The organism is Carboxylicivirga linearis (assembly GCF_018271995.1).
GTDB classification, from domain to species: domain Bacteria; phylum Bacteroidota; class Bacteroidia; order Bacteroidales; family Marinilabiliaceae; genus Carboxylicivirga; species Carboxylicivirga linearis.
In genome coordinates this window covers 56,291-79,678 of record NZ_JAGUCO010000001.1, presented here as the reverse complement: position 1 = coordinate 79,678, position 23,388 = coordinate 56,291, and the positions used below count along the sequence as shown (strand labels likewise).

At 35.4% G+C, this 23,388-nt stretch carries 26 protein-coding genes; 17 read left to right on the top strand and 9 right to left on the bottom strand.

The window, feature by feature from the left end; all coding sequences use genetic code 11:
* Window positions 1-263: 263 nt before the first annotated feature.
* The 6 genes from KEM10_RS00325 (at window position 264) to KEM10_RS00300 (ending at window position 6,875) form a co-directional block, all read left to right on the top strand.
* A complete protein-coding gene (locus KEM10_RS00325) occupies window positions 264-2,474 on the top strand; it encodes a DUF748 domain-containing protein (RefSeq protein WP_212212014.1) in 2,211 nt (736 codons plus the stop codon).
* 217 nt (window positions 2,475-2,691) lie between these two features.
* Window positions 2,692-4,062, top strand: a complete 1,371-nt coding sequence (gene hemG / locus KEM10_RS00320; protein ID WP_212212013.1) for a protoporphyrinogen oxidase — start codon at window positions 2,692-2,694, stop codon at window positions 4,060-4,062.
* A complete protein-coding gene (locus KEM10_RS00315; protein ID WP_212212012.1) occupies window positions 4,062-4,508 on the top strand; it encodes a hypothetical protein in 447 nt (148 codons plus the stop codon). Before hemG ends, KEM10_RS00315 begins: the two co-directional genes overlap by 1 nt.
* A gap of 36 nt (window positions 4,509-4,544) precedes the next feature.
* On the top strand, window positions 4,545-5,222 hold the full coding sequence (locus tag KEM10_RS00310; RefSeq protein ID WP_212212011.1) for a response regulator transcription factor: 678 nt from the start codon (window positions 4,545-4,547) through the stop codon (window positions 5,220-5,222).
* A 10-nt stretch (window positions 5,223-5,232) separates the two neighbouring features.
* Window positions 5,233-5,613 carry a hypothetical protein gene (locus tag KEM10_RS00305; protein WP_212212010.1) on the top strand — a complete coding sequence of 127 codons (381 nt, stop codon included), beginning with the start codon at window positions 5,233-5,235 and terminating at the stop codon, window positions 5,611-5,613.
* The gene (locus KEM10_RS00300; protein ID WP_212212006.1) at window positions 5,613-6,875 is read left to right on the top strand and encodes a sensor histidine kinase; all 1,263 of its coding nucleotides are present in this window, start codon (window positions 5,613-5,615) and stop codon (window positions 6,873-6,875) included. Before KEM10_RS00305 ends, KEM10_RS00300 begins: the two co-directional genes overlap by 1 nt.
* A 51-nt stretch (window positions 6,876-6,926) precedes the next feature.
* Here KEM10_RS00300 and KEM10_RS00295 read toward each other — a convergent pair whose 3' ends face one another.
* From KEM10_RS00295 to KEM10_RS00265, 7 genes are all read right to left on the bottom strand, one after another.
* The gene (locus KEM10_RS00295; protein WP_212212005.1) at window positions 6,927-7,601 is read right to left on the bottom strand and encodes an inorganic pyrophosphatase; all 675 of its coding nucleotides are present in this window, start codon (window positions 7,599-7,601) and stop codon (window positions 6,927-6,929) included.
* A gap of 109 nt (window positions 7,602-7,710) precedes the next feature.
* Window positions 7,711-9,249, bottom strand: coding sequence for a YifB family Mg chelatase-like AAA ATPase (locus tag KEM10_RS00290; protein WP_212212003.1), 1,539 nt, complete (start codon window positions 9,247-9,249; stop codon window positions 7,711-7,713).
* Window positions 9,250-9,321: 72 nt separating this feature from the next.
* Window positions 9,322-9,900, bottom strand: coding sequence for a D-sedoheptulose 7-phosphate isomerase (lpcA, locus tag KEM10_RS00285; RefSeq protein ID WP_212212002.1), 579 nt, complete (start codon window positions 9,898-9,900; stop codon window positions 9,322-9,324).
* Between the two features lie 81 nt (window positions 9,901-9,981).
* Window positions 9,982-10,272 carry a DUF1330 domain-containing protein gene (locus KEM10_RS00280; protein WP_212212001.1) on the bottom strand — a complete coding sequence of 97 codons (291 nt, stop codon included), beginning with the start codon at window positions 10,270-10,272 and terminating at the stop codon, window positions 9,982-9,984.
* Between the two features lie 26 nt (window positions 10,273-10,298).
* Entirely contained in the window at window positions 10,299-11,036 is a 738-nt protein-coding gene (locus KEM10_RS00275; RefSeq protein WP_212212000.1) for a carbon-nitrogen hydrolase family protein, read from the bottom strand.
* Window positions 11,037-11,221: 185 nt separating this feature from the next.
* The gene (locus KEM10_RS00270; protein ID WP_212211997.1) at window positions 11,222-11,680 is read right to left on the bottom strand and encodes a toxin-antitoxin system YwqK family antitoxin; all 459 of its coding nucleotides are present in this window, start codon (window positions 11,678-11,680) and stop codon (window positions 11,222-11,224) included.
* Between the two features lie 275 nt (window positions 11,681-11,955).
* Window positions 11,956-12,306, bottom strand: coding sequence for a beta-sandwich domain-containing protein (locus KEM10_RS00265; protein WP_212211996.1), 351 nt, complete (start codon window positions 12,304-12,306; stop codon window positions 11,956-11,958).
* Window positions 12,307-12,463: 157 nt separating this feature from the next.
* Here KEM10_RS00265 and KEM10_RS00260 point away from each other — a divergent pair, with 157 nt between their 5' ends.
* Window positions 12,464-13,171: a ComF family protein gene (locus KEM10_RS00260; RefSeq protein WP_212211993.1), complete on the top strand. Its 708-nt coding sequence runs from the start codon at window positions 12,464-12,466 to the stop codon at window positions 13,169-13,171.
* Here KEM10_RS00260 and KEM10_RS00255 read toward each other — a convergent pair.
* Both KEM10_RS00255 and KEM10_RS00250 read right to left on the bottom strand, forming a co-directional pair.
* Entirely contained in the window at window positions 13,166-13,810 is a 645-nt protein-coding gene (locus KEM10_RS00255) for a porin family protein (protein ID WP_212211991.1), read from the bottom strand. The genes KEM10_RS00260 and KEM10_RS00255 overlap by 6 nt on opposite strands.
* Window positions 13,810-14,496: an SIR2 family NAD-dependent protein deacylase gene (locus KEM10_RS00250; RefSeq protein WP_212211988.1), complete on the bottom strand. Its 687-nt coding sequence runs from the start codon at window positions 14,494-14,496 to the stop codon at window positions 13,810-13,812. Before KEM10_RS00250 ends, KEM10_RS00255 begins: the two co-directional genes overlap by 1 nt.
* A 120-nt stretch (window positions 14,497-14,616) precedes the next feature.
* Here KEM10_RS00250 and KEM10_RS00245 point away from each other — a divergent pair, with 120 nt between their 5' ends.
* From KEM10_RS00245 to KEM10_RS00200, 10 genes are all read left to right on the top strand, one after another.
* The gene (locus tag KEM10_RS00245; RefSeq protein WP_212211981.1) at window positions 14,617-15,435 is read left to right on the top strand and encodes an ion transporter; all 819 of its coding nucleotides are present in this window, start codon (window positions 14,617-14,619) and stop codon (window positions 15,433-15,435) included.
* Between the two features lie 103 nt (window positions 15,436-15,538).
* Window positions 15,539-15,868 carry a hypothetical protein gene (locus tag KEM10_RS00240; RefSeq protein ID WP_212211979.1) on the top strand — a complete coding sequence of 110 codons (330 nt, stop codon included), beginning with the start codon at window positions 15,539-15,541 and terminating at the stop codon, window positions 15,866-15,868.
* A gap of 33 nt (window positions 15,869-15,901) precedes the next feature.
* A complete protein-coding gene (mutL, locus tag KEM10_RS00235; RefSeq protein ID WP_212211976.1) occupies window positions 15,902-17,797 on the top strand; it encodes a DNA mismatch repair endonuclease MutL in 1,896 nt (631 codons plus the stop codon).
* 151 nt (window positions 17,798-17,948) lie between these two features.
* A complete protein-coding gene (locus KEM10_RS00230) occupies window positions 17,949-18,686 on the top strand; it encodes a rhomboid family intramembrane serine protease (protein ID WP_212211974.1) in 738 nt (245 codons plus the stop codon).
* Between the two features lie 3 nt (window positions 18,687-18,689).
* Window positions 18,690-19,571, top strand: a complete 882-nt coding sequence (locus tag KEM10_RS00225; protein ID WP_212211972.1) for a rhomboid family protein — start codon at window positions 18,690-18,692, stop codon at window positions 19,569-19,571.
* A 5-nt stretch (window positions 19,572-19,576) separates the two neighbouring features.
* Window positions 19,577-20,695, top strand: coding sequence for an endonuclease/exonuclease/phosphatase family protein (locus tag KEM10_RS00220; RefSeq protein ID WP_244825439.1), 1,119 nt, complete (start codon window positions 19,577-19,579; stop codon window positions 20,693-20,695).
* Between the two features lie 95 nt (window positions 20,696-20,790).
* Window positions 20,791-21,405, top strand: a complete 615-nt coding sequence (locus KEM10_RS00215; RefSeq protein WP_212211970.1) for a hypothetical protein — start codon at window positions 20,791-20,793, stop codon at window positions 21,403-21,405.
* A gap of 1 nt (window position 21,406) precedes the next feature.
* Complete coding sequence (locus KEM10_RS00210; RefSeq protein WP_212211968.1) at window positions 21,407-21,703, top strand: winged helix-turn-helix domain-containing protein; 297 nt, start codon at window positions 21,407-21,409, stop codon at window positions 21,701-21,703.
* A 34-nt stretch (window positions 21,704-21,737) separates the two neighbouring features.
* On the top strand, window positions 21,738-22,532 hold the full coding sequence (locus tag KEM10_RS00205) for a thymidylate synthase (protein WP_212211966.1): 795 nt from the start codon (window positions 21,738-21,740) through the stop codon (window positions 22,530-22,532).
* Window positions 22,529-23,038 (top strand): dihydrofolate reductase, encoded by a 510-nt coding sequence (locus tag KEM10_RS00200; protein WP_212211964.1) that lies wholly within the window; start codon window positions 22,529-22,531, stop codon window positions 23,036-23,038. The genes KEM10_RS00205 and KEM10_RS00200 overlap by 4 nt, the downstream gene beginning before the upstream one ends.
* Window positions 23,039-23,388: the final 350 nt, after the last annotated feature.

The following is a 23,388-nucleotide window of genomic DNA, read 5'->3' as shown; positions in this document are numbered from 1 at the left end:
AATTCTATAATCCACTTGTATACTTTAAACTGATTCTGTTTTTATGCAATTAAGTTTTGAAGAGTAAACCTCGTCTATTATTGTAGCAACAAACTATTCTTTGCCATTTAAAGGCCTTATTATTTTTCAAGTTATACAAAATACAAATTAACACTACTATGCACTTTTCTATGCAGGATCATTATCTTTATTTTATTGTAATGTTCTAAAAAATCTACTAGTTTTATATTATTAATTGAAAAACCACAACCCATTTTCTACCTATGAAAATAAAAAAGCGCACTCTCATTATAGGGGGTATTTTATTACTAGTTTTTATCTTTTTGTTCTTTCTTTCAAGACTTGTAAATAACTACATTAATAAGAATGGACAAGAACTAACGGGCCGAAAAATTGAATTGGGTAAATTAAATTTTAACTACTTTAAAGTGGCTGTTCGCGCCCAGGATCTGGTTGTCTACGAAGAAAATCAAAAAGACACTTTTGCTGGTTTTAAAGAACTTTATATCAATTTCGACCCATGGAAATTGGTTCGAAACGAATATTCCTTCTCAAGTATCACACTCGATAGCCTTTATGCATATATAGTACAAGGTAAGGATGATTTTAATTTTAGTGATTTAATTCCGCCTGAAGATTCTTTGGCAACGGAAGACCTTGATACAGTTCCTTCTCAACCATTGCGTTTTTCTGTTTATAACATAAAAATAACACGTAGTAAAGTTGATTATTACGATAAACAAATAGATAATCGTCTCTTATTTGATGATTTGAGTTTAAACCTGCCAAAAATAGCCTGGAACGACCAGGAATCAGAAATGGGTGTTGAGTTTGAATTTGGCGAGAAAGGACTAGTTTCTATTGGTGCAGATATTAATAATCAAATTAATCGCTACCACCTTGTCATTGGCATGAAAGATTTGTCGTTAGAGCCCATTTCAAATTATGTTGAGCAATATGTAAATATTGATGGAATCTCAGGTAATTTAAATGCAGATGTAATAATCAATGGCAACACTAATAAAACTACAGATCTAGTAGTATCAGGAAGTGCTAGTGTTGATACGTTTAAAATGTGGGAACCAGGCAACAAAGACTTTTTGAATCTGCAACGTTTTTTTGTGAAATTCGATTCTCTGGATCTGGGTAGATCCAACTATTATTTTTCTGACATAGAGATTGAACAGCCTGTATTAACAGCTGATCTAAATAAAGATCAATCGAACTTCGAACGAATCTTCCAAGCTTATCTTGAAACGGATTCTATTGAAACCGATGTTGAAAGTGCAACAGAGACTGATGTTGACTCATCCTTATTATCATACAGGATTGATACTATTAAACTAATCAATGCCAAAATTCTATTCAGTGATAATACGCTCAACAGACCTTTTCAATATGATTTTAAGGATATTAATGTAAGCTTAGGCAAGATTACAGAAAGCACTGCAAAAATCCCTGTTGATTTTAGCATCAATTTGAATGATCAGGGTAACCTGAATGGAAATACTACATTTAGTATTATTGATCCTTATGACCTAAATGTGAAGGCTAAACTTAAAAAACTTCGCTTGATGAGTTTCTCTCCTTACACTGAATATTATATCACTTGTCCTATCACTAAAGGTGATTTCAATTATGATTTATCAATTGAAATGTCAAAAACCGAGATGGTCAATGAAAACCAAATTACTATAAACGAACTTGAATTTGGACATAAAACAAAAGACACAACAGGCATTAATGCCCCAATCAAATTAGGTTTATATTTAATGAAGGATCCCAAAGATGTTATTGACATTAATTTACCGGTGAAAGGAAATCCATCTGATCCTGAATTTAGTGTTAGTAAACTTGTTTGGAAAGCATTCCTAAATTTATTGGTTAAAACAGCCGCATCGCCGTTTAATACACTTGGAAAACTGGTATCAACCCGTCCAGAAGAATTGGAAACCTTGCCGTTTGAATATGCACAGGATTCGCTTACTGTCGATCAAAAAGAAACACTCAATAAGATTGCTACTATTTTGCATAAAAAGCCAGAACTCTTCTTTACCTTCTCCCAACAAACTTTTGTTGAGATTGAAAAAGATTCATTAGCAGTAGCAATTGCTAAAAAACAGATGTTAATTGATAAAATAAAACCGGATACCGAGGCAGATTACCAGAAATATCATAAACAATTAGCAGAGTTAACTAGTGATAATGATGCTTTTAAACGCTTCGTCAATAAATCAGTTGAAGGTGCAGATACATTAGCTTTGCCTCTTGCCTGCCGTAAGTTAATTGGTGAAAATGAACTAGATGAGGCATTTAAAAAGTTATTGAATGATCGATCAATATTATTACAACATTATCTGATTAATGAACAACAAGTTGATTCATCATCGGTTGAAATCATTCTCTCAGACTTAAGAAATATACCGGAGCAACTAAAATCACCTAAATTTGATATTGAGGTTTCAATTAAATAAGAAGCACGAAAAGCGTCATCTTATCAGGGTAATTCAACCATTCTGGTTATATTGCTGTTCATAATATGTAAATGCGAATCCTACTAACGTTAAGTTAAAAAATAGGTAATTCGCATTTGATTAGCCAAACCTTTACCCATCAGGTTTCACGTAGACGCCTTCTTTTTAACCAGAATGAAGACATCTGTAAGTATCGATTTTTGAAAACGTTTTTTTAATGAGTAATCAGCATTATTCTGTTGTTGTATTAGGTGCAGGGGTAACAGGGTTAACCTTAGCTCATCATTTAAATAAAAAGGGAACCAACTTTTTGGTATTGGATAAAAAACCTCGTCACGGTGGTGTTATTCATACCAAATCAAAGAATGGTTTTATATATGAATCAGGTCCCAACACAGGAGTAATTTCACATCCTGAAGCCGTTGCCTTATTTGATGACTTAAAAGATCTAATAAGGGTAGAAAAAGGAAACGATGTTGTGAAAACGCGTTTTGTAATGAAAAATGGAAAATGGCATGCTTTACCACAGGGATTAATATCAGCCGTAACAACTCCTTTATTTAGTTTAAAAGATAAATTTCGGATACTGGGAGAGCCTTTCAGAAAACCAGGAGTAGATCCTGATGAGTCATTGGCAGAACTGGTAAAACGAAGAATGGGTAAAAGCTTTTTGGATTACGCCATCGACCCATTTATTCTGGGTATATACGCTGGAGATCCATCTTTGTTAATAACAAGGCACGCCATGCCAAAGCTCTATAACCTTGAACAAAACTATGGAAGTTTTATCAAAGGAAGTATTAAAAAGCGAAAAGAGCCCAAAAGCGAATTAGAGAAGAGGGTTGATCGTGCTGTATTTTCTATAGAGGGCGGATTAAGCCAATTAACAGATGCTCTGTTAAAAAGTGCCGGAGAAGGAAATACAAAATTGGGTGTTGATAATGTTGTCATAGAACCTTTAAATACTGGAGGCTACAAGGTTTCTTATTCGCAGAATGGAGAAGATATTGAAATGACTGCTGATAAAGTTGTAAGTACTTTTGGATCTGTTGGATTAAAGGAGACGTTTGCGTTTATTTCAGATGAGGATATGCAGGATTTGACAAACCTTAAATATGCAAGGGTTGTTGAAATTGCACTAGGATTTGACCAATGGAACGGACGACCACTGGATGGCTTTGGAGGCCTGGTTCCGCATAAAGAAAAAAGAGATATTTTGGGAGTTCTGTTTATGTCCTCTTTATTTAAAAACAGAGCCCCTAAAGATGGTGCATTACTTTCTGTTTTTATGGGAGGAATACGAAATGAGAAATTATGTGATTTAGATGACGAAGCTCTGATGCAGGTGCTTGAAAGAGAAATGAAGGATTCGATGGACTTGAAAAAGTTTGAACCATCAATGGTTGATATCATGAGGTATTCACATGCCATACCTCAGTATGCAGCTAATTCAGATAAACGTTTGGCAGCCATAGAAAGAGTGCAAAAACAGCACAAAGGTTTAATTATTGCAGGTAATCTTCGTGACGGAATAGGTATGGCAGACCGCATCAAACAGGCAACCATAATTGCTCAAGAAATTAACTAATGACACGAAATGTTATTCTCATATTACACATCATCACCAGTACATTAGCTTGTTTGGTTACATTGGTCATTGTTTTAAGAGCTATTTATGGCTTAAGAAAAAAAGCAGCTATAACCAATTGGGATATAAAGCTTCCACTTTGGGCTACTATTCTTTTATACATTCAATTAGCACTCGGAACAGCTTTGTTTATATTTTACATGGTTGATTATACACATGGACAAATTGACTTGTTAAAACGAACCGAATTGAGAAGTCGTTTCTGGGCAGTTGAGCATTTTATATTAATGGTGTTTACTTTAGTGGTAAGTCATATAGGATGGATTTTTGCCCGTAAAAGCAAGCAATCGATCATCATTTATAAAAAAAATCTTTTGTATTTTGGTGTTGCCTGTACGATGATACTAATTTCAATGGCTATGAATGTTATCAGGCATGCTGTATAGGCAATTTAATGTAACAACAAGAAATCGCATTCTTATATGAAAATTCTTATTGTTGAAGATGAACCGGAATTAGCGAAGAGCATTAAGGCTTTTTTAGAGTCTGAAGGTCATATTTGTGAACAGGTAAGTAACTTAAGTGATGCTTTACACTTAGTGGATTCCATTTTCGATATTGTTGTGTTGGATCTTAACCTACCCGATGGAAATGGACTGGAAGTCGTTCGTAAGGTAAAAAGCAAAGGCATAAAAACGGGTATTATTATTGTATCTGCCAGAGATAGTTTAGATAATAAAATAGAAGGTTTAGAACTTGGTGCAGATGATTATCTTACCAAACCATTTCAAATGGCTGAGTTAAATGCCAGGCTAAAATCTGTAGTCAGAAGAGTTCACTTTAAAGGAGATGACAAAATTCTTTTTAACGAACTGACGGTCATTCCTGGTGAGATTTTAGTAACGGTAAATAATAATCCCGTTGATCTGACAAAAAAAGAATTTGATTTATTAGTTTATTTCATCGCTAACAAAAACAGAGTATTAACAAAAACAGGCATTGGCGAACATATGTCGAAAGACTTTATGGATTATGGATTCACGGATGATTTTATATACACTCATATCAAAAATCTTCGAAAAAAGTTATTGAAAGCCGGATGCGGTGATTATATAAGAAATGTATATGGCGTTGGATATAAATTTACTGATGCCGAATAACCTCAACACCATGCAAAGACCCAAAGCCAACAAGAAGACACTTATACGCTGGAAAATTTACATCGACCGGGCAAGAATGTATATAGGTTATATCCAGTTTTTTATGATTGGTTTTGTATTCCTTGATTCATTTCGAGACAATCAGGTTGGTGAGTTAATTTACAATCACCTTTATATTTCAATCCCCATCTTATTCTTACTTTTCATCGTCTTTTCTCTTTTACTTGGAAGAATCGATACTGTTTTAGGATTACGGGAAGAGGAATTGCGAAATTCAACACAATCCAATCCGGTAATGAGAGAAATACTGGAAGGAATAGAGGAAATGAAAAAAGAAGTTAGTGAATTAAAACAGCAGCTATACAATCAAACTAATAATAATAGCAGATAATGAAACTATTAACCAAAACCAGTTTAAATTTTATCTCTGCCAGTATTTTCTTTTTTCTATTGGGTAGTTTGGGTGGTTATTACTTTATTAGATATGCAGTTAACAAATTTTTAAATAATGAGCTATTAGGTGCAAAACGTATAATTGAACAGTTAGATGCTACTGAGAGTTTTCACCTTTCGTATGCCGATGTTACACTTGACACTCTACAGAGTAAACCTATATATACCGACGGAATTTTTAACGACACCGTTGTTGTTAATCCTCAGAATGGACTATATGAATTCTACCGAAGCTTTACCTTTGACAAGCATTTCGAAGGAGGTACTTTGCGGTATTCGATACTCCGGTCCACAGCTCCTTCTGATTTACTAGTCATGAAATTTACCTTGATGCTGGCTGTATTTCCCATTCTGTTTTTTATGATTCTATACCTGGTAAACAGGGCATCTATCAAACACTCACTGGGTGTTTTTTACGACACCATTAAAAAGTTAAAGGCTTTTGATGTGAATAAAGTAAATAAACTGGAGTTAATGACCTCTGATATAGATGAATTTGAACAGTTAAATGAGGTATTTAACGCAATGGACAAAAAAATCAAAGAAGATTTTGAGCACTTAAAAGAATACACCGAGAATACATCCCATGAGCTACAAACTCCTTTAGCAATAATTACCTCTAAAATTGATGAATTACTCCAATCAGAAAATCTAACAGAGGGTCAAATAAAAACATTGGCTGGGTTAATGGATACTGTAAGTCGACTATCTAAAACCAATCAGGCTTTAATTTATTTGGCAAAATTAGATAACCGGATGTTCAGTGACGAAGAAGAAATCAATTTTGTTGAATTGGTTCGCGAACAAATACAACTTCTGGATCCTATGATTGAAGATAAAAACATAAATGTCGATTTTATTTCATCAGGAGCCTGTAGCTATATTATGAATCGTACATTGGCCAATACACTTATTCAGAATTTAGTTAAAAATGCAATCCGCCATAATAAAATAGAAGGATACTTAAAGGTTGACTGTTCCGAAAAATCACTGACTATAGCGAATAGTGGTGACCCATTGGATGTAAATGCTGAAGAATTATTTGAACGTTTTAAGAAAGCAGGTAGTCATCCTCAATCATTAGGTATTGGCTTATCTATTGTAAAACGTATTTGTGACATCTCAGGGATTGATATTAAATATGAATGTATTGACACTGAACATCGTTTTATCTTACAAAAAGCAATTCTTGAAAACTAAAAAATCCCTACTATCAGCAGGGATTCAATCTATATTTTTTTTACTTCAATTCTAATAGGAAGAGAGAGCTTTTCGTAGCCCTTCAAATCTATTCTCGTAATCCTCCATCGAAAGTTTAATAACTTTTTTGGCTTCTTCAGCATTATAAATATGGGTTATTTCCGAATCGTTACTTAATCCAGGCATATCCTTATATGTTAAGAAATAATGCTTTAAGCGTTTGATAACCATTTCAGGCATTTCGGTAATGTCTTTGTATTCTCCATACATCACATCATTCTTTAAAACCGAAATAATTTTATCATCCGCCTGATTTCCATCCAACATTCTGAATCCTCCGATAGGGATGGCTTGTGCTAATACATCGCCGTGAGGAATATCTTTCTCAGTCAGCAATAAGATATCCAACGGATCACCATCTCCTATAATATCTTTTTTACCGGTTTTTTCAGAGCAGTAAGCTCCTACCTTCTTCCCACAATACGTCTGAGGAATAAAGCCATAAGGAGCGGGCACCACATTTGAATACTTCTGTGGACGGTCAATTCTTAGATAACCACTTACCTTATCAATTTCATATTTGATTGTATCGGTTGGTACCACTTCAATAAAAGAATTGATAATATCAGGACTCTGATCCCCAATATCAATTCCATGCCAGGGGTGAGATTTATAACGTAGGCCCATTAATCGCCCAATTGGATCCATTAAACTGTTTGCGCTCATATCTTTGCATTTTTTCGCCATTTGGTTTTGGTTTCATTTGTAACATCTTAACGAACTGATTGTTTCTTCGTTTCTGTTAGTAGATTATTTTCATTGACGAACCGCAAATTTAAGCACCCCAACCCGAACGATCAAGACTTCGGTATTGAACAGCCTCAGCAACATGATGTGATTGAATTGAAACTGAGTCCTCTAAGTCAGCAATGGTACGCGAAACTTTTAATATTCTGTCATATGCACGTGCCGATAAATCCAGTCGTTCCATGGCAGTTTTTAAAATTGCCATCCCATTTTCATCAGGAGTAGCATATTTAGCAAGCATTCTACCAGTCATTTGGGCATTACAGTGTACCTTTTCATTAGAAGCAAAGCGTTCATTTTGAAGTTTGCGGGCATTGACCACTCTTTCTCTTACTTCAATACTTTTTTCAGAAGGCGGCGTTTCAGCCAGCTTATTAAAAGGAACCGGAACAACTTCAATGTGCAGGTCTATTCTATCCAACAATGGACCTGAAATGCGACTTAAATACTTTTGAACCACACCTGGACTACAAACACATTGCTTTTCAGGATGATTAAAATACCCACAAGGGCAAGGATTCATACTTGCCACCAACATAAAACTAGCCGGGTAATCAATAGAAAAACGTGCTCTTGATATATTAATATTTCTGTCTTCTAAGGGTTGACGCATCACTTCCAAAACGGTTCTTTTAAATTCTGGCAATTCATCAAGAAAAAGAACACCATTATGTGCTAAACTTATTTCTCCGGGTTGAGGAAAGGAGCCTCCACCGATAAGCCCGGCATCTGAAATTGTGTGATGAGGACTTCGAAAGGGGCGTTGGGTTATTAATGAATTTTTGGAATTTGTTTTACCGGCTACCGAGTGAATTTTTGTAGTTTCCAAAGCTTCATCTAACGATAAAGGAGGAAGAATACTTGCCAACCGTTTTGCCAACATAGATTTACCGGCTCCTGGTGGTCCGATCATTATAAGATTATGTCCACCGGCAGCTGCAATCTCCAAAGCTCTTTTTACACTCTCCTGACCTTTTACATCAGAGAAATCAAAATCAACAGTTTGAATACCTTTACTAAATTCTTCTTCCGTGTTGAGTTGAATAGGTTCAGCATCTGATTGCCCATCAAGAAACCCAATTACTTCACTTATATTTTCAAATCCATAAACTTGTAAACCTCCAACAACCGCAGCTTCTTTTGCATTTTGTATAGGTAGAATACATCCTTTGAAACCTTCTTCTTTGGCCTTTATAGCCATGGGTAAAACACCTTTAACAGGCTGCAAACTGCCATCTAATGACAACTCACCCATAATAATATAGTTAGCTAAGAGTGAATCATCTATTTGTGTGGAAGCAGCTAATACACCAATGGCAAGAGGTAAATCGTAAGATGATCCTTCTTTACGAATATCAGCAGGAGCCATATTAATTACAATTTTATGACCCGGCCATTTGTAATTACTTATTTTTAAGGCGGATTCTATTCGTTGTTGACTCTCTTTTACAGCATTATCAGGTAAACCAACCAAATGAAAACGAATACCTTGAGATACATTTACTTCTATTGTAATTGTGTAGGCATCAACCCCACTTACAGCTGACCCAAAGGTTTTTACAAGCATATGTGTGCGATTTTTCATTCAAGTTAAAAAAAAATCGCTTAAAACAGACTTACTACCGGAGTAATTAATAAATTAATTATTTACAACACCTTCAATATACTGAATCAACACATGAATAACTTTAATATGAATTTCTTGTATTCTATCGGAATAACCATTGTGTGGTGCGCGAATTTCAACATCGCATATTTGAGCTAACTCACCCCCTTTTTTACCAGTCAAAGCCACAACTTTCATCCCTTTTTCTTTAGCAACTTTGGCAGCATTGAGTACATTGGACGAATTACCACTAGTACTTATTGCCAGTAGAACATCTCCCTCACAACCAACTGCTTCAACATAGCGGGAAAAGATAAAATCAAAACCATAGTCATTGCCCACACAAGTAATATGGGTAGGGTCTGAAATAGCAATAGCAGGCATTCCTCTTCTTTCGTCTCTGAACAGTCCGGTTAATTCTTCTGCAAAATGCATGGCGTCACTCATAGATCCACCATTACCACACGAAAAGATCTTCTTGTCAGAGTTAACAGCTTCCACCATTAAATCTCCAGCCTTTTTAATTCTATCCCAATTCTCTGCATCTTCAATAAAACGATTCAGAACTTCCTGCGCTTCTATAAAACTCTTTGCGATGTCTTCTCTTGTCATTCTTCTATAAATGTTGTGTAAAAGTACTGTGCTTTTTTAAAATACAAAACAACTTGTTAATTCACTAAACTGTGAATACAATTATTTTAATCCTTTCACTAAAACAAAATCACAATAAGCACCTTCTAACCGGTGTTTGATAATACTTTGATAATCATCAGAGAAATACCAACTATTAAAATCGTTCTCTGATTCAAATTCAATCAATACACTTCTTGAATACTTCCAGGTTCCTTCAATAATCTTTGGGGAATCGTCTACTGCCAGATACTTACCATTAAATTTTGAAAAAACTTCATCGACTTTATCAAGGTATTTTTGATATTCATCTTCATCAATCATTTCAATTTGAACCATAAAATAGTATGACATGATGTTCGTTTTTTTAGCAATAGTTCTTATAGATACAAGGATTCTCCACTGGAATGTTCTTCATCTAAGTTGATTAGCAACAAGCCATTTCTATGCCTATCTAACTCAGCAATTAGTCTACCTTCCTTATTCCAAAATGCGCTCCCTCCACCGGCAGGTAATTGATACGACTCACCGCAAAAATTAGAAATTAAAATATTCATCTGATATTCTTTTGCATAACTGGCCATTTTTAAATGCAAGTTGTCTATACTCTGAGCGGTATAAAAGATACTTGCCAAATAAAGTTTTACCTTATTAACGGCCGCAGCTTTGGGATGATCTGAATTTTCGATATCGGCACAAATGGCAAACTGAGATTTATAATCACCTACATACAAAATTGGGTTATACTCAAATGATGACTGATAAAATTTCTCCTCTCCATTATGAAGATATTGTTTAGTGTACAAATCTATTCCTCCTTCGGGTGTAAGAATAAATGATCCAATATGAAGTCCACTCTTTTGATGGACGGGAGCACCTACAACAATGCAAATATTATATAACATCGCATAATCGCGAAGCAGACTAATGGAGGCATCATAAATAGTTAATGATAATTCAGATGCACCTTCACGAATATAATCGGTTAGTGATAGTTCCGGAAAAAGAATTAGCTCTGCTCCTTGCTGAGCCGCTACTTTTATGTATTCAATATGATTCTCCAGATTATCGTGAATAGCACCTTTAACGGAGTTAATTTGGGCAGAAGCAATGAACATGATAATTAATTTATGTCCTAAAATTAAGCCTTTTATTTGTATCTCAGAATTTTATTCTCCAGCTAAAATTATATACCATTTTTAAATGGGAAATCATCTTCAACACATTCAATAACCTTAAAAGATATAAACAAAAAAAAGGGCAAACCCCAACGATTTGCCCTTTCTATAATTATTACGAGAGTTTAATAATCCTTTTGTGCTACTAATTTTCCTGATTCGTCCCAAATTTTCCAGGAACCTATTTTTTTACCATCTGAGTAAAGCATCTCATACCGTAATACTCCATTTTCATCCCAAATGTACCATTTGCCATCTTTTACGCCATTCTTATAATTAGCTTCGGCTGTTTTTGTCCCTTTCTCGTCATAGGTAATCCAAGTTCCATCCATCTCATTTTTCTTGTATGAACGAACTTCGTTTGTTTTTTGATTTTCGAAATAGAGAGTTGAAATACCGTGCTTTTCGCCTTTGACAACATTCATTTCTACCTTCTTGTTGCCCGACTCATAATATTCTACATATACACCGGTATATAAGTTATCTTCCTGATCGTAATATTTACCATCTTTAACTGTAAGCTGAGCATTAACGATTGTAGTTAACGTAGCTAAAATTGCGAATAAAAGTACCGACTTGTTCATATGGTTAAATTTTCATTGTTAATACTAATCTCCCAACTAAGCCCTGTGTGTAATGCTTTTAGCAAATTAATATCCGAATGAAAATCCAAACGGTTAACACAAAGTTAACATTTAATTTACATTCACATCAAATTGTAAGTAAAAAAAGTATCATGCTCATAATTGAAACTGCATATATACCTATATATCAGCCACTATTCTAATGTTAAGTTTTTATAACCAAAAAAATAGCGACTCTTTTCAGAATCGCTATCTCAGTTATGGTTGTTTGTCTTTTATTTTTCAGCCTTTAGCTTAATTGCCACTTTACAATCCTTTTTTGTGTCGATAGTTGTCTTTTTGTCAGCGTATGATATAAAATCTGACTTTAAAGTATAGGTACCTTTTTTAATATCTTTAAAAGTAAACATGCCATCAAAATCTGTATAAGCAACCTGATCCGTGCCTTCCAAAATTACTTTTACACCTGCAAGGTTCTCTCCTGTTGCTTCATCAGAAATTGTACCCGATAAAGAAGTGATGGCAGTTGTTGATGCTTCTGCATCTTTTTTGTTGTCTTTGTTATTTGCAAAAGAACTAACTCCAATCATTAACAATCCAACCAACAATATAATCTGTGTTTTCATTTTTTTCTGTGTTATGTTACAATGCAAATGTATATGTGATATGTTACCAGATTATTAAGACCAATTTATGAGATGGTTAATTGATTGTTAACTTTAGATTACATTCTCATTTTTGAAGATTTTAATTATTTGGTTTATATTAACTTAAAAAATAAACATGAATTTCACTGCCGGTATAAGAAGAGCATCTGAAGGAATTTTTGATTTACTCTATCCTCAAATTTGTTCAACTTGTGGTACTCATTTATTCAAAGATGAAGTTGAAATTTGCAAACTATGCCTCAAGCGTTTACCAAGAACTAACTTTGAGAAAAGACCTACAGATAATGTCGTTTCTGCATTATTATGGGGAAGATGCAAAGTAGAATCGTCCTATTCTGTTTACTACTATAGAAAAGGTGAACGGGTACAGCAATTATTACATTCACTAAAATATAAAAGTAATCAAGCCTTGGGTGTAGTATTGGGCTCTGAGTTAGGAAAGGCAATTAAATCAAGTGAAGAATCTTTTGATGTAATGGTTCCAGTTCCTTTACACCCGCTAAAACAACAGAAAAGAGGATTCAACCAAAGTGAAGTCATTGCCAATGGAATTCAAAAAGCTTTAGACATCCCCATAAATACAAATACGTTACAAAGATCTGTACATACTTCTACTCAAACAAAAAAAGGACGTTTTGACAGATGGAAAAACGTAGAAAGTATTTTTCACCTTGCCAATAAAGAATCATTAAAAGGTAAACATATCTTAGTGGTTGATGATGTAATCACAACCGGTTCAACAATGGAAGCTTGTATCAATACGCTTGCTGAAATTGAAAACGTAAAAATCAGCTTAGCTACTATTGCTTGTGCGTACCTATAATCTGTTTATAGCATAATAAACCGAGAATACAATATTATTATTGTATTGACCGGGTTTACGACTTAACCAATGTTTTTTAGGGTCATAAATTTCAAGCTCACCATCATAAGGAATACGTATGCGGTTTAACGAATACAACAATCGGCCATTTATCCAAAGTCGTTCGCTAATGTGATAGTTAAGTCCAAAGACTGTTGAAAATTCTAATGACTTAAAAGGAGGAACTCCTTCATTTCCTTTAATAGATTGTTCATCCCAAAACTCATCATCATGTAATAAAGTTGCTATAGCTATACCTCCTTCAACCGAAAAATCTCTAAAATGATAACGCGCTGTTACAGGAAACTGAATATATCCCAAATCTATTTCATAATCATCATAAATAGCCTTTTCAATATTGGGTGCCCGCCTTGCACCTTTCTGAATATAACTAATATCAAATTGCAGATCTATTGAGGGTGAGATTTGTCGACTCACAAAACCACCTAAACTAAAACCTAATTTATTAAAGCCTGCATAAGTGTCACCATCAACCTGCGACATAGTTGGTCCACCGGTAAATCCTGCTCTAAATTCCTGTGCCTGAATAGTAATAAAACAAAATAGACTGATAAATAAGATTAATATTTGCTTCTTCATTATTGGGATTTAAGAATAGTAAGTAAATGTTGAACACCTGTAGTAGCTTTCTCCTGAATAAAAGTTATAGAAGGTGAAGGTGTAAATAAAGGCTGAGCCGGATCAATTAAGTAAATAGGCACACCGGGCGAAACATAATTAAGCAGACCAGCAGCAGGATAAACATTTAAAGAAGTACCTACCACCACAAATATATCAGCAAGTTGTGTCAGTTCAATAGCAGGCTCAATAGCCGGAACCGCTTCTCCAAACCAAACAATATGAGGTCTCAGCTGTGATCCCTTCTCACATTTATCACCCCAATGTAACTCTGATCCGTCTAATTCATAAACCAGCGATTCATCAACCGTACTTCTAACTTTTTTCAACTCTCCATGTAAATGCAAAACTCTTGAACTTCCGGCTTGCTCATGCAAATCATCAATATTTTGAGTGATAATATTCACATCAAAGTGTTTTTCTAACTCAGCCAATCCCTTATGACCAGCATTAGGTTCACATTCGTGTAACTGTTTACGACGTTGGTTATAAAAGTCTAGAACCAGATGCGGATCCTTCGCCCAACCTTCAGGGCTGGCAACTTCCGTTACATCATGATTCTCCCATAGCCCGTCATGATCGCGAAACGTTTTAATTCCACTTTCAGCACTCATTCCTGCTCCAGTTAATACAACCAGTTTTTTCATTTCAATCAATCTCGGTAACAATGCTTATTAAAGCAATAAATTTAGCAATTGTTTTCATTCCTGACCTCTTTTGTTAATTTTAGGCTACCATAATTTTCTTGCCTATACCAATATTGGCTTATGAATAGCTTAAAGAGCAAACTTTACGAAATAATATTCGAAGCAGACACCAAATCAGGTAAGTGGTTCGACATCATTTTAATAGTACTTATTCTTTTAAGTATTATCATTGTAATGATGGAGAGCGACAGCAGAATTCTATCGCATGCAGGTACCTGGATTACATTAATTGAATGGGGTGTTACCATTTTATTTACCATCGAATACCTTCTTCGCATCTGGATTTTAGAAAAACCCGGAAAGTATATTTTTTCGTTTTATGGAATAATTGATTTGCTTGCCATCTTACCTTCTTTTATAGGTTTATTCTTTTCCGGAACGCAGATGTTAATAGTTCTTCGATCCTTAAGATTATTAAGAATCTTCAGGGTATTAAAATTAACACGGTACGTAAAAGAAGCTACCATTCTTTGGGAAGCATTGGCTTCTGGCCGCAACAAGATAGGGGTCTTTCTATTTGTTGTTTTAATACTCATTACCATATTGGGTACCATCATGTATTTAATAGAAAGTCCGGTAAACAATGGATTTAGAAGCATTCCGGAAAGTATATACTGGGCTGTTGTTACACTAACAACAGTTGGATATGGTGATATTGCGCCGGTAACCACCCTGGGCAAATTTGTTGCTGGAGTAATAATGATTACAGGTTATGCAATTATTGCAGTTCCAACAGGTATTGTAACCAGTGAGCTGGCAAAAGAATTTACCAGAAAAACACCAACCAACACACAAATTTGCTCGCAATGTTTTAAAGATAATCATGAAGATGATGCCCTTTACTGTAAGCATTGTGGAGGAAGTCTTAAGAATGAATAAGATAACACCTGTTTATAACTTCTTATTGGTGTAAAAATCCTACAGTTTCAGATTACTTCTTATCTTTGCATATGGCGCGGATGAAACGCAAAAAATTACGATTATGAAGTTTACTTTTACAAGAGTGGCAAGGCACCGTGTATTTCAGCACGATCCGATCTACTACGATGAGCAGAAGGAAAAAAGAGAAGATAGGGAGCGTAGGATAAAAGAAGAATTGGGGCTACTCTCAGAGGAAGAGAAAGAAAAAGGTTATGCTGACCGGATTAAAGGAGGCATGCGTCGCAGACTCAAATCGCATTATGAAGTTACGCGTAGTGCCAAACGCAAATCTAATCTAAGACTGATTCTGATATTAATTGTTTTAATGATTATTGGATTTTATCTGATCGAATCAGGCCTGGACTGGATGCATACCTATCTGGGAGAATAATTTTTTTGAAACGCTAGTAGGAGAAAGGAACAAATGTCAAATATTATTCAGTTATTGCCCGATTCGGTTGCTAATCAGATTGCAGCCGGGGAGGTAATACAACGACCTGCATCAGTTATAAAAGAGTTGATGGAAAATGCTGTGGATGCAGGTGCTACCGAAATTCAAGTTGTTACATCAGAAGCAGGGAAGAACCTTATACAAGTAGTTGATAATGGTTCGGGAATGGCCGAAACGGATGCCCGTATGGCTTTTGAACGTCATGCCACATCCAAAATAAGAGAAGCCAAGGACCTTTTCGAACTGACTACAATGGGTTTTCGTGGCGAGGCATTAGCCTCTATAGCAGCTATTGCTCAGGTTGAGCTAAAAACCCGTCGCAAAGAAGATGAGCTGGGAGTTCATATCTGTATATCAGGCTCCGAGGTTGAATCTCAAGAGCCTGTTCAATGTGCGACTGGAAGTCAGTTTATCATTAAAAACCTGTTTTACAATGTTCCTGCACGCCGGAGGTTCCTTAAGAAGAACTCAACAGAGCTACGTCACATCATAAATGAATTCCAAAGGGTTGCCCTAGCTAATCCGGGTGTGGCAATGAGCCTGATTCATAACAGTGTTCCTCTTTTTAATTTACCTGTTGGAAATATTAAGCAACGCATCGTTAATATGATGGGTAAGCAGATGGGAAATCAACTGATACCTATCGAAACCGATACGTCTATGATTAAGATTTCTGGTTACGTAGGAAAACCTGAATCGGCACGAAAAACTCTGGGCGATCAGTTCTTCTTTGTCAACAATCGTTACATGCGTCATCCTTATTTGCATAAGGCATTAATGGATGCTTACGATAATATTTTAATGCCAGAAACCATTCCGGCCTATTTTATCTTCCTCGAAGTAGATCCTGAAATAGTGGATGTTAACATTCATCCAACCAAAACGGAGATAAAGTTTGAAAATGAACGTGCCATTTGGCAAATATTAAATGCATCCATTCGCGAAAGCTTGGGTAAGTTTAACCTAATGCCATCCATCGATTTTGATACAGCTGACCAGATTGAGATTCCTGTTCCGCAAAAAGATTTTGTTCCACAGGCTCCAAACGTAGAGGTAAATCCATTTTACAATCCTTTTGAAGAAGAAAAGAAAAGAGCTGTAACCTCATATGGAGGATCATCAGGAGGATCATTTTCAGCTACTCCTAAAACCGAAGGGTGGGAAAACTTGTATGATGGATTTAGTACCAACCCATCTCCATCTGATTTTGAACCTTCAGAAAGTGAAATGAGTTTTGAATCGGAACAGGAACAGCAGCCGGTACAACAAACTATTTTATCATCAGGTGGCGAGGAAAGCTCAGCATCAAACAATCATTTCTTTCAGCTAAAGAATAGATATATTCTTACGTCCGTTAAATCGGGGTTAATGATGATTGATCAGCGAAGAGCCCATGAACGAATTATTTTCGAGGGTTTTATGCAGGCATTAAGCAGAGGTGCTTCTTTGTCGCAAAAAATGTTATTCCCGGAAGAGCTTCCATATGGTCCTCATGAAGTGGGCATGATTAACGAGTTGAAGGAAGATTTATTGACATTGGGATTAGAACTGGAACAAAAGGATGACGAAACCTTTTTAGTACTATCAACCCCTGCCGGATTGGAAAATATTTCTGCTGCACAACTGGTTGATGGCATTTTAACCGATTTTAAAGATGGTGAAGTGGATGTGGATAAAGAAGTTTGTGAGCAAATAGCATCATCAATGGCTAAAAGAGCGGCCATTCCATACAATAAAGGTTTAAGTCAGATGGAAATGAGTGAATTGTTCGATCAGTTATTTGCATGTAGCATTCCTAACTTTTCGCCATCAGGTAAGCCCATCATATCTATTTTAGACAACGATGAGCTTACTAAACGATTTAGTTAATATGACACAATGACAGATTTAGTTGGGTTAATGAACTGCTTCCCGACATAATTTGTTATAAATCTATTCAACTACATTAATTTAGTTATTTTTTAAAGTGTGGCACTGATGTTGTTCATTTAATGCTCACTGTGAATTTTAAATTTCAAATATGAACTATCGTCCGTCACCGTTTGCAGGTTTACCTCCGGTAACAAAGAATTTATTAATAATAAATGCCATCTTTTTATTAGCTACCTGGGTAGCAGAAAACACTTTTGGCATCAATTTGAATACATATTTAGGATTGCATTTACCCAGTTCTGAGCTTTTTAATCCAGCTCAGTTAGGTACCTACATGTTTATGCATGGCGGTTTTATGCACTTATTCTTTAACATGTTTGCAGTTTTCATGTTTGGTAGGGTTCTGGAAGTGTATTGGGGACCAAAGAAGTTTTTTACTTTTTATATTATAACCGGAATTGGTGCTGCTGCCATTAATATTGGAGCCAACTATATTGACTATTTCTCAACGCTTTCACAATTATCTGATCAACAATATCAGATAGTAATGGAGAAAGGAGCAGAAGCTATGAGAAATTACCAGAATTTCACAGACCCTTTAATGGGTAAATTCAATAAGATATTAAACGGTCCAACCGTTGGAGCTTCCGGTGCAGTATTTGGTATTCTATTGGCATTTGGAATGTTATTCCCAAATACAGAATTGATGTTATTATTTCCTCCAATTCCTTTAAAAGCTAAGTATTTTGTTATAATTTACGGTGTAGTTGAGCTATTTATGGGTGTTGCTAATTTTTCATTCGATAATGTAGCACACTTTGCTCATTTAGGCGGAATGGCCTTTGGTTTTATCTTAATAAAGTATTGGCAGAAAAAAGGTGTTTAACCAATGAGTATAGTTGACGAAATAAAACAATCATACAAGCAAGGCGGGGCTTTAATTAAACTTATATACATCAATATTGGTGTATTTATAGTTATAAGATTATTACAGGCATTTCTCACCCTTTCAACAGGATCGTTAGACTACCCTTTGCTACAATGGGTTTCTGTACCGTCCGATCCATTGGAATTATTATTCAAACCCTGGACAATTATAACCTATATGTTTGTCCACTACGACTTTCTGCATATTCTTTTTAATATGCTTTGGTTGTATTGGTTTGGTAAAATATTTCTTGAGTTTCTGAATCCTCGTCAGCTGTTAGGAGTTTATTTTTTAGGTGGAATAACAGGTGCTGTTGTTTATTTGATAGCCTATAACTTATTGCCCGGACTGTATCAATTTCAGCCTAATTCTATTTTATTGGGAGCCTCTGCATCAGTTATGGCATTACTTTTTACCATGGCTCGTTTACGCGGAAACCATAAAATTTACCTTCTTTTTTTTGGTGGCGTTCCTTTAAAATATCTGGCAATAGGTTCTCTTGCTTTAGATTTAATAAACATATCTGCACTATCGAATACAGGTGGTCACCTGGCACATATAGGCGGTGCGTTATTTGGGTATCTTTATGCCGGATGGCTTGGGCAAGGAAAAGATGTAACCATACGTTTTAATCGTGTGATGGATTCTATAGCAACTGCGTTCTCCAAAAAATCGAAGATGAAGGTTACACACCGACGTCCATTGACAGATATGGAGTATAATCAAAGAAAAAATACAAAACAGCACGAAGTAGATCGTATCTTGGAAAAGATTAAATCCAGCGGTTACGATAGCCTGACAGCTACTGAGAAAAAAACATTATTTGACGCCAGTAAAAAGTAAACTTTTTGAAACGCTTTTTTAAATCCATAATCACCCTATTCTCATTTTTTGCAGCATTAGCATTATTGCTTTCTGTTATAACTGCATATATCAGCCCTGCTCATACCTGGATATTAGCATTTCTGGGCTTCGGGTTCCCAATATTATGGATAGCAAACCTACTTTTAGCTGTTCTTTGGGCTGTGAAACGCAGGTGGCAATTCTTGTTTCCCGTAATAGCCTTGTTAATAACATGGAGTCATTGGAATCATACTTTTCAATGGAAAGGTCAAAGCCTACCTGAAGATCAAGTATTGGAAAGTCCTTTATCCGTAATGAGTTTTAATGTCCGTTTATTTGATTTATATAACTGGACGAACGAAAAAGATGTACATGAGAAGATATTTGATTTGATACGAAAAGAAAATCCTGATGTAATTTGTATACAGGAATTTTATAGTACCACCAAAAAAGGATCTTTTAATGAAAACTACATCCTCTCAAGACTGAACCAATACAAATACAAACATATTGAATATCATTCGGGCAAAAGAGGACAACGAAATTTTGGATTAGTCACTTTTAGTAAATATCCGATCGTTGAAAAGGGGACATTAAGATTTGAGCACACCAGTAATTTTAGCATCCATTCAGATATCGAAGCTCATGGTCAAAGAGTTAGAGTGTTTAATAATCATCTGGAATCCATTCGATTTTCATCCAAACACCTTAATTTCTTAGACAGTCTCAACTATAAAAATGATAAAGAACGCCGCGAAGGAATGAAGGAGATTAGCGGTAAGTTAAAGTTGGCATTTCAACACAGGGCTGATCAGGCTGAACGAATTGGCAAACACATTAGCAACGCGCCCTTTCCGGCTATTGTATGTGGTGATTTTAATGACACTCCCGTTTCGTATGTGTACCGCAAAATGAAAGGTGATTTAAAGGATGCCTTTGTTGAATCAGGAAGAGGCTTTGGTGGAACATATAATGGAAACCTACCGTCTTTTCGTATTGATTTTATATTTCATGATAATCGTTTTAATTCATATGGATTTAAAAAACTTAATGTGAATTATTCCGACCATTTCCCCATTATGACAACCATTAATCTTCAGGATAAGAACACTGCCTCCACCTAATTTACTTCTGAATTTCAACTGATTAAACAACATAACTAACTTGACATCTACATTAATTCTCATTAAGTTTGTAATACAAACTAAATTGAAGAACTATGAATTTAGATGAAGATCTGGGTAATGAATTAAATGAAGAACAATCGTTACTGGTAATCAGACAAATGATAGAAGTTTCGCAACAGAAACTTAAGAATGACGGAATTCTATTTATCCTTTGGGGATGGATTGCGGTTATTAATTACTTTGTTCTTAACTACCTGGTTGACATATATACTCCAACCTATCACCTCATGAAAGTGGTTCATGCACTTCGTCTAATTCTTCCACTCGGAGGTATTGCATACACCATTTATTATATGTATCAATCCCGAAAAAAAGTAAAAACCTTTATTAGCATCTCACTTCGCTACGTATGGATTGGTCTACTAGCGTGCATGGTACTCATCAACTTAATACAGTTTAATGTTTTACATCAAATTCACTTTGAATTACAGCATCCTATTTTTATGGCAATTATTGCATTTGCAATAGTCATTACAGGAGGAATTCTTCGATATAACGTTATTATTTATGGAGGCGTTTTTTTCGGCCTCCTTGCTTATGTTGCGTCCCTTTACCCAATAGATAAACAGTTAATGATTGAGGCCTTAGGTTGGTTAGTCGCTTTTGTTATACCAGGTCACGTTATGTATTCACAACGGGAAAAATAGTATGTTTAAAGATCTGGATCCGGTTTTGCATTCTCAGGTGCGTCTGGCTATTATGTCGGTATTAATTAGTGTTGAATCAGCAGAATTTGCATTTCTATTAGAAAGTACCAAAGCCACAAAAGGCAATTTGAGTTTTCAGCTTACCAAACTAAAAGCTGCCGGATATGTTGATATTACAAAGACCAACAAGGGCAACTACCCCTTAACAATTTGTAAAATTACCTCAGTAGGTATTAAGGCATATACAAAGTATGTCGATGCAATTGAAGACTACTTTAAAGTATTTAGACAGCAATAAAAAAAAGACTATTTTTGGCCTAAAATTTCTTATAATGAAGCAATATCTGGATTTACTGCAGAGGGTACTCGACGAAGGTGCTACTAAAGATGATCGCACGGGAACTGGCACCATTAGTGTGTTTGGGCATCAGATGCGATTCGATTTAAGTGAAGGATTTCCTTTGCTAACAACTAAAAAGCTGCATTTAAAATCCATCATTCATGAATTGCTTTGGTTTCTAAAAGGAAGTACCAATGTTAAGTATCTTCAGGAAAATGGTGTTCGCATATGGAATGAGTGGGCAAAAGAAGATGGTGAGTTGGGACCCATTTATGGTTATCAATGGAGGTCGTGGCCCGATTACAAGGGTGGTAATATTGACCAGATAAAAGAAGTAATTGAGAGTATTAAAAATAATCCGAATTCACGCCGACATATTGTAAGTGCCTGGAACGTGGGTGCCATTGATGATATGCAACTTCCACCTTGTCACATCTTGTTCCAGTTTTATGTGGCTGATGGAAAGTTAAGCTGTCAGCTTTATCAACGTAGCGCTGATATCTTTTTAGGAGTGCCGTTTAACATTGCATCCTATGCGATATTAACCATGATGGTGGCTCAGGTTTGTGGATTAAAACCGGGAACATTTGTACACACATTGGGTGATGCACATATTTATCTGAATCATATTGAACAGGTGAAATTGCAATTAACAAGAGAACCGAAATCACTTCCTCAGATGATTATTAATCCCGATCGTAAAAACATTGATGAATTTATTTTCGAGGATTTTAAATTAGAAAACTACGAATCTCACCCACATATTAAAGGAGCCATTTCAGTATGATTTTAGCAATGATTGTTGCCGTTGATGAACAGAACGGTATTGGGAAAGACGGTGATCAACTAGCTTATATCTCTTCAGATCTAAAAAGATTTAAAGAGTTAACAACAGGTCACACCATTTTAATGGGTAGAAAAACCTTTGAAGCACTCCCAAAAGGTGCGTTGCCTAAGCGTAGAAACATCGTTATTACACATCAGAAAGACTACAAGGCACCTGGAGCAGAAGTGGTAAAATCGATAGGTGAGGCAATAGCCATTTGTAGTGATGACCAGAAGGTGTTTGTAATTGGTGGGGGTGAAGTTTACAAAGCATTTCTGCCAGAAGCCGATGAACTTTACATCACTCAAATTCATCATACCTTTGATAATGTTGATGTGTTCTTTCCTGAATATAAAGGCTTAGGATGGAAAGAAACTCATAGAGAAGATAATTTACATGATGAGAAATCCGGCTTTACTTTTTCATATGTGAATCTAAAAAGTGCAGGTCGATTCGATTGCGTGTAATTAGACTTATAGATTAGTAGATCATTAGACCATCAGACTAATTTTCAATCCTTAAAATCAAACTATTGATTCAGATTTTAAACAGATGTAATTGATTAATGAATAACATTAATTGCGGATATCGTACTATTTATTGTGGAGCAGGTATGAATAATTGATCAAACAGTAAAACTTATTGTGGAACTGTTAATATTAATTGTTGATGTAATCAAATCTATTGTATGATCAACAAAATTAACTTTTAAATATTATTATAACTATTCGTCTACTATCATTAACTGCGACATAAACAGAATCAATTGTAGGACACACAACATTAATTGATAAGATGACTTATTAGAATTCTATAC